The sequence below is a fragment of the Micromonospora sp. WMMD1120 genome (genome assembly GCF_029626235.1).
Taxonomy (GTDB): Bacteria; Actinomycetota; Actinomycetes; order Mycobacteriales; family Micromonosporaceae; genus Micromonospora.
Window position 1 is genome coordinate 3,351,894 of record NZ_JARUBO010000005.1, and the last position, 11,283, is coordinate 3,363,176.

12 protein-coding genes are annotated in these 11,283 nt (G+C 73.2%); 9 read left to right on the plus strand and 3 right to left on the minus strand.

What is annotated here, in order from left to right:
• The first annotated feature begins 72 nt into the window (after positions 1-72).
• Both O7634_RS15870 and O7634_RS15875 read left to right on the plus strand, forming a co-directional pair.
• Complete coding sequence (locus O7634_RS15870; protein WP_278150900.1) at positions 73-852, plus strand: electron transfer flavoprotein subunit beta/FixA family protein; 780 nt, start codon at positions 73-75, stop codon at positions 850-852.
• 14 nt (positions 853-866) lie between these two features.
• A complete protein-coding gene (locus tag O7634_RS15875; protein WP_278150901.1) occupies positions 867-1,826 on the plus strand; it encodes an electron transfer flavoprotein subunit alpha/FixB family protein in 960 nt (319 codons plus the stop codon).
• A gap of 95 nt (positions 1,827-1,921) precedes the next feature.
• On the opposite strand, the gene O7634_RS15880 is transcribed toward O7634_RS15875, so the two are convergent.
• Together O7634_RS15880 and O7634_RS15885 are read right to left on the minus strand one after the other, a co-directional pair.
• Positions 1,922-2,734, minus strand: coding sequence for an anti-sigma factor (locus O7634_RS15880; protein WP_278153984.1), 813 nt, complete (start codon positions 2,732-2,734; stop codon positions 1,922-1,924).
• Positions 2,688-3,290: a sigma-70 family RNA polymerase sigma factor gene (locus tag O7634_RS15885; RefSeq protein WP_278150902.1), complete on the minus strand. Its 603-nt coding sequence runs from the start codon at positions 3,288-3,290 to the stop codon at positions 2,688-2,690. Before O7634_RS15885 ends, O7634_RS15880 begins: the two co-directional genes overlap by 47 nt.
• Before the next feature lie 229 nt (positions 3,291-3,519).
• Between O7634_RS15885 and O7634_RS15890 the strand changes: the two genes are divergently transcribed.
• The 7 genes from O7634_RS15890 to O7634_RS15920 all read left to right on the plus strand — a co-directional run bounded on the left by O7634_RS15890 (position 3,520) and on the right by O7634_RS15920 (position 10,215).
• Positions 3,520-4,350, plus strand: a complete 831-nt coding sequence (locus tag O7634_RS15890) for a DUF4397 domain-containing protein (protein WP_278150903.1) — start codon at positions 3,520-3,522, stop codon at positions 4,348-4,350.
• Positions 4,347-5,012: a class F sortase gene (locus O7634_RS15895; RefSeq protein WP_278150904.1), complete on the plus strand. Its 666-nt coding sequence runs from the start codon at positions 4,347-4,349 to the stop codon at positions 5,010-5,012. Before O7634_RS15890 ends, O7634_RS15895 begins: the two co-directional genes overlap by 4 nt.
• A 107-nt stretch (positions 5,013-5,119) precedes the next feature.
• Entirely contained in the window at positions 5,120-6,295 is a 1,176-nt protein-coding gene (locus tag O7634_RS15900; protein ID WP_278150905.1) for a cysteine desulfurase family protein, read from the plus strand.
• A 337-nt stretch (positions 6,296-6,632) separates the two neighbouring features.
• Positions 6,633-7,706: a tRNA 2-thiouridine(34) synthase MnmA gene (mnmA, locus tag O7634_RS15905; protein WP_278150906.1), complete on the plus strand. Its 1,074-nt coding sequence runs from the start codon at positions 6,633-6,635 to the stop codon at positions 7,704-7,706.
• A gap of 38 nt (positions 7,707-7,744) precedes the next feature.
• Positions 7,745-8,749: a methionine synthase gene (locus O7634_RS15910; protein ID WP_278150907.1), complete on the plus strand. Its 1,005-nt coding sequence runs from the start codon at positions 7,745-7,747 to the stop codon at positions 8,747-8,749.
• Positions 8,750-8,803: 54 nt separating this feature from the next.
• Positions 8,804-9,172: a VOC family protein gene (locus tag O7634_RS15915; RefSeq protein ID WP_278150908.1), complete on the plus strand. Its 369-nt coding sequence runs from the start codon at positions 8,804-8,806 to the stop codon at positions 9,170-9,172.
• 29 nt (positions 9,173-9,201) lie between these two features.
• A complete protein-coding gene (locus O7634_RS15920; RefSeq protein WP_278150909.1) occupies positions 9,202-10,215 on the plus strand; it encodes an ADP-ribosylglycohydrolase family protein in 1,014 nt (337 codons plus the stop codon).
• 363 nt (positions 10,216-10,578) lie between these two features.
• On the opposite strand, the gene O7634_RS15925 is transcribed toward O7634_RS15920, so the two are convergent.
• Positions 10,579-11,136: a type II toxin-antitoxin system PemK/MazF family toxin gene (locus tag O7634_RS15925; protein ID WP_278150910.1), complete on the minus strand. Its 558-nt coding sequence runs from the start codon at positions 11,134-11,136 to the stop codon at positions 10,579-10,581.
• Positions 11,137-11,283: the final 147 nt, after the last annotated feature.

The following is an 11,283-nucleotide window of genomic DNA, read 5'->3' on the forward strand; positions in this document are numbered from 1 at the left end:
CCGACGCGCGACGCTGCGCCCCAGACCGGGCGAGCGAATCGCAACACCACACAGGAGGGTCGTCGAAGCGCGATGAACATCGTCGTACTCGTCAAGCAGGTGCCTGATTCGGGCGCGGACCGCAACCTGCGCAATGACGACAACACCGTCGACCGCGGTTCGGCGAACAACGTGATCAACGAGATGGACGAGTACGCCATCGAGGAGGCCCTCAAGATCAAGGAGGCGCACGGCGGCGAGGTCACCATCCTGACCATGGGTCCGGACCGGGCGACCGAGTCGATCCGCAAGGCGCTCTCCATGGGCCCGGACAAGGCGGTGCACGTGCTGGACGACGCGCTGCACGGCTCCTGCGCCGTCGCCACCTCGAAGGTGCTCGCCTCCGCCCTCGGTCAGCTCAACGCCGACCTGGTGATCTGCGGCGCCGAGTCCACCGACGGTCGGGTCCAGGTCATGCCGCACATGATCGCCGAGCGGCTGGGCGTCGCGGCGCTGACCGGCGCCCGCAAGCTCACCGTCGACGGTGCGACGCTCACCGTCGAGCGGCAGACCGAGGAGGGCTACGAGGTGGTCACCGCCGCCACCCCGGCCGTGGTCTCCGTGTGGGACACCATCAACGAGCCGCGCTACCCCTCCTTCAAGGGCATCATGGCGGCCAAGAAGAAGCCGGTGCAGACGCTCTCCCTGGCCGACCTCGGCGTCGCGCCCGACGAGGTGGGCTTCGACGGCGCGACGAGCGCCGTCGTCGAGCACACCAAGCGTCCGCCGCGCTCCGGCGGTGCCAAGATCACTGACGAGGGTGAGGGCGGCGTCAAGCTGGTCGAGTTCCTCGCCACCGAGAAGTTCGTGTGAGAGCGGGGTCTGCCATGTCTGAGGTTCTCGTCGTCGTCGAAGCCACCAAGGAGTTCGGCGTCAAGAAGGTCACCCTGGAAATGCTCACCCTCGCCCGTGAGCTGGGCACCCCGAGCGCCGTGGTGCTCGGCGGGGCCGGCGCTGCCGAGGCGCTGAGCGGCAGGCTCGGCGAGTACGGCGCGGAGAAGATCTACGCCGCCGAGGGTGACGAGATCGACGGCTACCTGGTGGCTCCCAAGGCCACCGTGCTCGCCGACCTCGTCAAGCGGGTGCAGCCGGCCGCCGTGCTGCTCGCGTCCGCGCAGGAGGGCAAGGAGATCGCCGCCCGGCTCGCCGTCAAGCTCGACAACGGCATCCTGACCGACGTGGTCGGCCTGGACGCCGACGGCACCGCCACCCAGGTCGCCTTCGCCGGGTCCACCATCGTCAAGTCCAAGGTGACCAGGGGTCTGCCGCTGGTCACCGTACGGCCCAACTCGGTCACCCCGAGCCCGGCCGCCGCCAGCCCCGCGATCGAGCAGCTCACCGTGTCGGTCACCGACACCGACAGGCTCGCCAAGGTCGTGGAGCGGGTCGCCGAGCAGAAGGGCTCCCGCCCCGAGCTGACCGAGGCCGGCGTGGTCGTCTCCGGCGGTCGTGGGGTCGGCAACGCCGACAACTTCAAGCTGGTCGAGGAGTTGGCCGACCTGCTCGGTGGCGCCGTCGGCGCGTCCCGCGCGGCCGTCGACTCCGGCTTCTACCCCCACCAGTTCCAGGTGGGCCAGACCGGCAAGACGGTCTCCCCGCAGCTCTACGTGGCGCTCGGCATCTCCGGCGCCATCCAGCACCGGGCCGGGATGCAGACCTCGAAGACGATCGTCGCGGTCAACAAGGACGGCGAGGCGCCGATCTTCGAGCTGGCCGACTTCGGCGTGGTGGGCGACCTCTTCAAGATCGTCCCGCAGGCCGCCGAGGAGATCCGCAAGCGCAAGTGAGCGTGTGACGAGGAAAGTGGCCGCCCGTGGTGACGGGCGGCCACTTTCTCGTTGGGAGCTGATCGGCGGGCCGGGGAGCTGAGCCGGCCCGCCGATCAGCCCGTCAGGGTGCCCCTCAACAGGCTGTCGCCGGAGTGGCGGGTGTTGTTGTCGTACTCCTCGGCGGACACGTCGACCACCGAATAGCTCTTGAGATCGACATTCGGGGGCAGCGGCAGCAGAGCGTCCGCGTCACCACCGAGGGTGCCGATCGAGAACATCTCCATGGTCGTCGGGTTGATGAGCCAGACCTCGTAGTACCCCGGCACGCGCGGGAGATTCGCCACATGCAGATGCAGTTGGCCTCCCTCCAGGACGCGCGCGTCGCCCTGGGCCGACTTCGGCGTCGAGCCGAACGCGGCCAGCGGCGCGTTCGCCAGCACCGTCGGCGTCTTCGCCGGCTCCGGTTCCGTCGGCCGCAGCACCGACACCGTGCCCACGACACCGATCGCCGCCGCCGCGACGGCGGTCACCGCGGTGGCCGCCCAGCGCGACCAGCCGCGCCCTCGGCGCGACGGGCGCGTCGGGTCCAGCCGGGTGACCGTCGCCGAGGGGGTGACGTCGGTCGTCCCGTTGCCCTGCGCTCCGACCGGCTGCCGACCGGCACCGGTCGACACCGCCCCGGGGGCCGGCAAGGTGTCGACCTCGGCCGCCCGGATCTGGGCGTGGATGCCCTGCCAGATGTGCTCCGGCGGGTCGGGTAGGTCGCCGAGGCCCTGCGTCTCGGCGCCGAGCCCGGCCACCTGCCGCAGGGTCGTCAGCTCCGTCCCGCAGTGCGCGCAGGTGTCGAGGTGGGCATGCTCCCCGTCGTCCGCCTCGCTCTCACCGAGCGCCAGAAAGACCAGCCGCTCGTGCTCCAGGTGCTGCACCATCCACCTCCCATCTGCGTTTCAAGCTCGCCATGCCGCGTCGGATGTGACTCTTCACGGTGCCCAACGGCACCCCTGTCACCGCGGCGATCTGCTGGTGTGTCAGGTCGTCGTAGAAGGCCAACTCCAGCATGCGTCGCTGGTCGTCCGGGAGGCGTGCCAGCTCGTCCGCGATCACCAGCCGGTCCACCACCCGGTCCGGGTCCGGGCCGGTCTGCGCCGGTTCGGGCAGTTGCCGGACCGTCTCCACCACCCGGGTCTCCCGCGCCGAGGCGCGCATCCGGTCGATCACCTTGCGCCGGCCGATACCGAGCAGCCAGCCGACCAGCGAGCCCTTGGCCGGGTCGAAGGTGTCCCGACCCAACCAGGCGCCCACGAACGTCGCCTGGGTCACGTCCTCGGCGTCGGCCCGATTGCTCAACATGGAGGTCGCCAGGTGCAGGACGGCACGGCCGTAACGGTCGTACGCCTCACGGAGCGCCGCCTCGTCGCCGGCCCGGAACCGGGCCGCCAGGTCGTCCGCCGGTGGGTCCGGTTGCGGTGGCAGCGCCGTCATGGGGCCGCCCACCTTCGATGGGGCATGCCCGACTGTAACTCCCACAGCCCTCGCCCCACTCTCCCGGTCAGAGTCATCTCACCTGCTGTTCGTCCGCCACCGGGGATCTGGATGCGCTCGGGGCCGGAAAAGAAATCGCGTCGCCGGCGCATCCAACCGGCGCGGAGCCGGCGTAACCCGTTCTGCAAGCCAAGCCTGACGAACCAGTACCAATCACCAGGAGGCAGACATGCAGCTCTCGTACTTCCGTCGGGCCGCCGCAGGCGGCGCGGTCGCCGCACTGGCCTTCGCCGGTGTCGGCGCGTTCACCGCCACCCCCGCGTACGCCGCGACGTCGAAGGTCTCCGTCGTGCACGGCATCCCGGACACCCCCGTCGACGTCTACGTCAACGGCAAGAAGACGCTCGACAACTTCAAGCCCGGCGACGTGGCCGGCCCGCTCAACCTGGAGGAGGGCGACTACGACATCGCGCTCACCAAGCCCGGCGAGCCGATCGGCAGCGCGATCCTCAAGGCCGACGACGCCAAGGTGCCGGGTGGGGCGAACATCAGCATCGCCGCGCACCTCGACGCCGCCGGCCAGCCGAAGATCACTCCGTTCGTGAACGACGTCTCCAAGGTCGACGCCGGCAAGGCCCGCCTGATCGTCCGGCACACCGCCGCCGCTCCGGCGGTCGACGTACGCGCCGGTGGCACCCCCGTCTTCGAGAACCTGACCAACCCGAACGAGGCCAAGGGCGACGTCGACGCCGGCAACGTCAAGGCGGACGTGGTGCTCGCCGGCACCGAGACCGTCGCCATCGGCCCGGCGGACCTGAACCTCAGGGAGGGCACCGCGACGATCGTCTACGCGATCGGCTCCGCCGAGGGCAAGACCCTCGACGTGGTGGCCCAGACCATCACCGGCCTGCACTCCGCTCCGGGCGGCGTGCCGAGCGGCGACGGTGGCCAGGCCGGCACCGGCGTGAACACCTGGTGGTACGCGCTCACCGGCGCCGGCGTACTCCTGCTGCTCGGTGGTGGGGTGCGGCTGGCGACCGCGCGGACCGGCCGCAAGTGACGGTGCGCAACCGCGGCGCGCTGGCGGCGGTAGCCGCCGGCGTTGCCGCGCTCACCGTCGCCACGTTGGTGGCGTGTGGCGCCCAGCCGGCCGAGGACGTGGGCGCCGACGAGGCGGCCACCCTGGCCAGCGCCACCCCGACCCCGTCGGCCTCCGCGGCCGGGGGACCGTCGGTTCCGGTGACCGCCGGAGAGCTGCCGGCCGCGGCGACGATCGTCCCGCCGGTCCGACTGGTGATCCCCGGGATCGACGTCACCGCCACCGTAAACGCGGTCGGGATCAACAGCCGCACCAACGAGTTCGAGGTGCCGCCGAGCGTCGACCAGATCGGCTGGTACCGCTACGGTCCCGGCCTGGAGACCGACGCCGGCTCGGTGGTCATCGCCGGTCACGTGGACAGCGCCAGCCAGGGCAGGGGCGCGTTCTTCCGGCTCCGCGAGCTGGACCAGGGCGACACGGTGACCGCGACCGGCAGCGACGGCAGGGAGCGGCGGTACCGGGTCGTCGCCCGGGAGGAGTACGCCAAGACCGAGATCCCGTTGGACCGGTACTTCGCCCGGGACGGCAAGCCACGGCTCACCCTGATCACCTGCGGCGGGCCGTTCGACGCAAAGGCCCGCAAGTACCGCGACAACATCGTCGTGACAGCGGTGCCCGCCTGAGCCGGCTCCGCCCGCTTCGTGCCGGGGTGCCCGTCGCACCCCGGCGCGGGGCGTGGAGTCCCCTCCGGCATCCGCGCTCCCAGGCGTCGGCCGTAGGCTGAACGGCGATGGCTTACCTGGATCACGCGGCGACGACTCCGATGCTCGACGAGGCGCTGGAGGCGTACGTCGCCACCGCCCGCGAGGTCGGCAACGCGTCCTCCCTGCACGCGGCGGGTCGCCGTGCCCGCCGCCGGGTCGAAGAGTCCCGCGAACGGGTGGCCGCGGTGCTGGGCGCCCGACCGTCCGAGGTGATCTTCACGGGTGGCGGCACCGAGAGCGACAACCTCGCCGTCAAGGGCATCTTCTGGGCCCGCCGGGCAGCCGCCGCCGACCGCCGCCGGGTGGTCTCCAGCGCCGTCGAGCACCACGCGGTGCTGGACGCCGTCGACTGGCTGGCCCAGCACGAGGACGCCGAGGTCGGCTGGCTGCCGGTGGACGCCGCCGGCCGGGTCGACCCGCAGACGTTGCGCGCCGAACTGGGCGCGCACGCCGACCGGGTGGCGGTGGTCACCGCCATGTGGGCCAACAACGAGGTGGGCACCCTCCAGCCGGTCGCCGAGCTGGCCGCCGTCGCCGCCGAACACGGTGTGCCGTTCCACACCGACGCCGTCCAGGCGATCGGGCAGGTGCCCGTCGACTTCGGCGCCAGCGGCGTCACCGCGCTGACCGTCACCGGTCACAAGCTGGGCGGCCCGGCCGGGGTCGGCGCGCTGCTGCTCGCCCGGGACGTTCCCGCCACGCCGTTGCTGCACGGCGGCGGCCAGGAACGCGACATCCGCTCCGGCACCCTGGACACCGCCGGCATCGTCGCCTTCGCGGTCGCCGTCGAGGCCGCGGTCAAGGGCCAACAGGAGTACGCGGCGAGGGTCGCGACGCTCCGCGACGATCTCGTCGAGCGGGTCCGCCACGCCGTGCCCGAGGTGATCTACAACGGCGACCCGACCGATCGGCTGCCCGGCAACGCGCACTTCTCGTTCCCCGGCTCCGAAGGTGACGCCCTGCTGCTCCTGCTGGACGCCCAGGGGATCGCCTGCTCGACAGGCTCGGCCTGCTCGGCGGGTGTGGCCCAACCGTCGCACGTGCTGCTGGCCATGGGCGCCGACGACGACCGGGCCCGCTCCTCGCTGCGCTTCTCCCTGGGTCACACCAGCACCCAGGCCGACGTCGACGCGCTCATCGCGGCGCTCCCCGCCGCCGTCGACCGAGCCCGCCGAGCCGCAGCCCTCCGAACCCCCCGCTAACCGCATCCCCGCCGCCCGTACCCCGGCCCGCCCACCCCCGCGCTCGTACCCCCGCGATCTCCCGCGCTCGTACCCCGCGATCTTGCACTTTCGGTCGACGTTATGTGGCTTTCGTGGCTTATGTCGGCGCAGAAACTGCAAGATCGCGGGGGCCGGGGCCGGGGCCGGGGCCGGGGTGGGGTGGGGTGGGGGCGGGGGCGGGGGTGGGGTGGGGGTGGGGTGGGGTGGGGGTTTGGGGTGACGGGTTTTTCGGGGGTGCTGGGCTGGTGGTTAGGGTTGATGGGCGGCCTGGGGCGCGGGGGCCGGGCTGTCGGGGTGGGTGGGGAAGGGAGTTGCGGTGAGGGTTCTGGCGGCGATGTCGGGCGGGGTTGACTCGGCCGTGGCGGCGGCGCGGGCGGTGGCGGCCGGGCACGACGTGACCGGAGTGCACCTGGCCCTGGCCCGCAACCCACAGACCTACCGCACCGGGGCACGTGGCTGCTGCACGCTGGAGGACTCCCGGGACGCCCGGCGGGCGGCCGACGTCATCGGCATCCCCTTCTACGTGTGGGACATGGCCGACCGCTTCCACGAGGACGTCGTCGACGACTTCGTCGCCGAGTACGCTGCCGGCCGTACGCCGAACCCCTGCCTGCGCTGCAACGAGAAGATCAAGTTCGCGGCGGTGCTGGACCGGGCGGTGGCCCTCGGATTCGACGCCGTGGTCACCGGTCACCATGCCCGGCTGGGCCCCGACGGGCTGCTGCGGCGCAGTGTCGACCTGGCCAAGGACCAGTCGTACGTGCTGGCCGTGCTCACCCGCGAGCAGTTGGACCGTTCGATTTTCCCGCTCGGTGACTCGACCAAGGCGCAGGTGCGCGCCGAGGCCGCCGAGCGCGGGTTGGCGGTGGCCGACAAGCCGGACTCGCACGACATCTGCTTCATCGCCGACGGGAACACCCGCGGCTTCCTGGCCGAGCGGCTGGGCGAGGCGCCCGGCGACGTGGTGGACGCCACCACCGGCGCGGTCGTCGGCAGCCACGGCGGCGCGTACGCGTACACAGTAGGGCAGCGCCGGGGCCTGCACCTCGACCGGCCCGCACCGGACGGCCGGCCGCGTTACGTGCTCTCCATCACGCCGAAGACCAACACGGTGACGGTCGGCCCGGCCGAGGCGCTGGAGGTGTCCGACGTACGTGCGGTCCGTCCGGTCTGGACCGGTGGCCCGGTTCCGGACGCGCCCGTCGAGTGCGAGGTGCAGCTGCGCGCCCACGGTGACGTGGTACCAGCGACAGTGGCCCTCGACGGTGACCGGTTGCACGCCGAGCTGCGCCGGCCGGTCCGTGGCGTCGCCGCCGGTCAGGCCGTCGTGGCGTACCGGCCGGACCCGGCCGGCGACGTGGTCCTCGGCTCGGCCACCATCGCCGACTGACCACCTACCCCGGGTGGGCGCGGGATAGCCTCTTGGCCGTGACAGATCAGGTGTGGCCCTGGCCGGCCGGCGCGGCGACCGGCATCGGTTCGCTGCCCGGCACCGACATCGGCGAAGCGCAGCGGGTGGTCCTCGGTGAGCTGCCCGACCTGCCGCACCTGCCCGAGCTGCCGGCCCGGGGCCCCGGTGCGGACCTGGTCGGGCGTTCCGCCGGGCTGCTCGTCGACCTGCCCGTCGAGGTGTACGCCGGGCGGTGGCGGGTCGCCCCACGTGCCGGGCGTGACCTGCGGCGGACCCGGGACCTGATGGAACGCGACCTCGACCAGCTCGCCGAGCAGGCCGAGGAGTACGCCGGGCCGATCAAGGTCCAGGCCGGCGGCCCGCTCACCCTGGCCGCCTCACTGGAACTGCCGATCGGTGGCCGCCTGCTGCGGGACCCGGGCGCCGTCCGCGATCTGACCGGCTCCCTCGCCGAAGGGCTACGCGCCCACGTCGCCGCCGTGACCCGGCGGCTGCCCCGGGCGTCCGTGCTGCTCCAACTGGACGAGCCGTCGCTGCCGGCGGTGCTGGCCGGTGCGGTGCCGACCGAGAGCGGGCTGGGCGCGTACCGGGCGGTCGAGTCGGTGGACGCCGCCGCGCTGCTGCGCACGATCGTGGAGGCGGTCGGCGTGCCCGTTGTCGTGCACTGCTGCGCCCCGGACGTGCCGCTGGAGCTGATCCGCTCCACCGGGGCCGTGGCGGTCGCCCTCGACCTGGACCTCGTCACCGACCTGGACCCGCTGGGCGAGGCGATCGACGCCGGTCTCGGGTTGTTCGCCGGGGCCGTGCCGACCCGGCCGCCGTCGGCCGGCGCCGGGCCGACCTCCGCGCAGGTCGCCGATCGGGTACGCCAGCTCTGGGACCGCCTCGGCTTTCCCCGCCGGCAGCTCGCCGAGCAGGTGGTGGTCACCCCGGCCTGCGGCCTCGCCAACGCCACCCCGCGGTACGCGCGGGCGGTGCTCGCCGCCTGCCGGGACGCCGGCCGGCGGTTCGTCGAGTCCTGAGGTATCCGGTCGCCTCGGGGTTACCTGTCGTACCGGGTGGGCAGGATGACGGTCATGATTGGACAGCTGCGTTCAGTGGTGATCGACTGCCCGGATCCCCGGGCGCTGGCGGGGTTCTACGCCGAGCTGCTCGGCATCTCCTTCGCCGAGAATCAGTCCGACGATGACGAGTGGGTGGTGCTCGGCGGGCCACCCGGGCACCAGCCTCGGCTCGCGTTCCAGCGGGCGCTCAACCTCCGCCCGCCGGCCTGGCCGGACCCGGAGCGTCCCCAGCAGTTCCACCTCGACGTGACGGTGGACGACATCGAGGCCGCCGAGAAGGCGGCGCTGGCGCTGGGCGCCCGGCGACTGCCGGGTGAGGGCGAGGGCTTCCGGGTCTACGCCGACCCGGCCGGCCACCCGTTCTGCCTCTGCTGGGACTGAGCCGACGGTGGGGGTTGCGGCGGCCGGGCATGATGGCCGCCGTGATCCACACCACCGCGCTGCGCGCCTCCGGCTCGCTGTTCGGCCTCGCCTACGGCGACGCGCTGGGCAAGCCGGCCGAGTTCCTGACCGTCGCCGAGATCGAGCGTCGCTACGGCCCGGCCGGGCCGCGTGACCTGTCCGGCGAGCCGGCACTGGTCACCGACGACACCCAGATGGCCCTGGCGGTCGGCTGGGCGTTACACGAGGCCCCGTCGTTCACCCCGCAGGCGGTGGAGCCCCTGCTGCGGCAGCGCTTCCTGGCCTGGGCGGTCAGCCCGGACAACAACCGCGCCCCGGGAATGACCTGCCTGCGGGCCTGCGCCGAGCTGAGCCGTGGGCTGCGCTGGCAGGAGGCGACCGTGGCCGGGTCGAAGGGCTGTGGCGCCAACATGCGGGTCACCCCGGTCGGGTTGCTCGACGTCGATCCGGACACCCTGGCCGGGTTGTCCCAGTTGCAGGCCGGTCTCACCCACGGCCACCCGACCGGGCTGGCGGCCAGCGAGCTCACCGCGTACGCGGTCGTCGCGCTGCGCGGCGGCGGCACGCTGGCCGAGTTGCCGGCCCTCCTGCACGAGCGGGCGCTGTCTGAGCGCCTGGTCTACCGGGAAGACTGGCTGGGTGACCTTTGGCAGCGCTCCGGTGCTCAGACACCTGAGGCGTTCATCGCCCAGGGCTGGGACGAGTGCCTCGCGGTGCTAAGCCGACTGACCAAGGCCCTGGCGCAGCCGGACGACGGCGGCGACCCGTGCCGGTCGACGGGGGAGGGCTGGGTGGCCGAGGAGGCGTTGGCGACAGCGCTGCTCTGCGCCGTCCGGCACGCGGACGACCCGGTCGCGGCACTGGCCCGAGCCGCCACCACCGCCGGCGACTCCGACTCGATAGCCGCGCTGGCCGGCGCGTTCCTGGGCGCCGCGCACGGGATGGCCGCCTGGCCGGACGGGTGGGCCGACCGCATCGAGTACGCCGACCAGCTCGCCGCGCTCGGCGCGGCCTGGGACTGACCGGCGGCCCGGCGCGGTGGCCCGGCCCGGCGGCCCGGCCCGGCGGCCCGGCCCGGCGGCCCGGCCCGGCGGCCCGGCCTGGTGGTCTGGCTTGGCCTGGTGGTCTGGCTTGGCCTGGTGGTCTGGCTTGGCCTGGTGGTCTGGCTTGGCCTGGTGGTCTGGCTTGGCCCGGCGGTCTGGCCTGGCCCGCCGGCCTGGTCCGGCCCGGCGTGGCTGATTGATCGACTCGGGTTTCTGGACGTCGGGGTATCCCGGCTCTTGGGTTAGCCCGACTTTCAGGAACCCGAGTCGCTCAAGGTCTTTCCGGGCGTGGCGGGGCCGATCGGGCGTGGCGGGGCCGAGGGCGATCGGGCGCGCCGCTGGTCAGGGGGTGCGGAGGTGGCGCAGGCTGCGGACCTCGCGCCACAGGTCGGCGTCGCACCGGCCGGCGTGGTCGGCGAAGTCGGCGAGGCTGAGTCGGATCGGCTCGGCCAGGCTGAGATAGCTGTCGTGTTCCGCACCCGGGTCCCACTCCCGGGTGGGGATGCGCACGTGGTCGTCCCGGTCGCTCTTGTCCTGGCTGGTGATCTTCAGGACGTCGGCGCCCCGGGAGTCGACGCGCAACACCAGGCAGGGGCGCACCTTGGACCCGCTGCCGTCGGCGTACGGCACATCGGCCCACCAGATCTCACCGGGCGCCGGGCTGTCGTCCCGTGCCGAGCGGGGTTCGGCGGTCGGCCGGCCGGCGTTCCGGGGCCGGGGCGGGGTGGGACGACGGTCACCGGCGCCGCGCTCCGGCCGGGTGCCCGGACGCCGCTCGGTCACCCGGCGCCGCCAACTGTTCCACGCCCATCCTGCGGCCACCGTCAGCGGGATCGCCACCGACCAGAGCAGCGCCTCGGCCATCCGTACCTCCACCTCCGGCCATCCGCGGGCCGCCACCGTCCGGCGATCCTCGCACGCCGCGGCCCACGTCGCCCGCCAACCACACCGCTGCCGTCCCCGACACCCGGACGCGCTGGCGGCACGGGCGGGCGACGGATTGTCCCACCGGCCCGATACCGTGCCGGAGTAGCGTGATCAGGGAGG

What these genes read in the sequence shown, in the direction of transcription:
- O7634_RS15900 (WP_278150905.1), top strand. Translation starts at nt 5,120, where the DNA reads ATGGCTTACCTGGATCACGCGGCGACGACTCCGATGCTCGACGAGGCG.
- O7634_RS15875 (WP_278150901.1), top strand. Translation starts at nt 867, where the DNA reads ATGTCTGAGGTTCTCGTCGTCGTCGAAGCCACCAAGGAGTTCGGCGTC.
- O7634_RS15915 (WP_278150908.1), top strand. Translation starts at nt 8,804, where the DNA reads ATGATTGGACAGCTGCGTTCAGTGGTGATCGACTGCCCGGATCCCCGG.
- O7634_RS15885 (WP_278150902.1), bottom strand. Translation starts at nt 3,290, where the DNA reads ATGACGGCGCTGCCACCGCAACCGGACCCACCGGCGGACGACCTGGCG.
- O7634_RS15870 (WP_278150900.1), top strand. Translation starts at nt 73, where the DNA reads ATGAACATCGTCGTACTCGTCAAGCAGGTGCCTGATTCGGGCGCGGAC.
- O7634_RS15920 (WP_278150909.1), top strand. Translation starts at nt 9,202, where the DNA reads ATGATGGCCGCCGTGATCCACACCACCGCGCTGCGCGCCTCCGGCTCG.
- O7634_RS15890 (WP_278150903.1), top strand. Translation starts at nt 3,520, where the DNA reads ATGCAGCTCTCGTACTTCCGTCGGGCCGCCGCAGGCGGCGCGGTCGCC.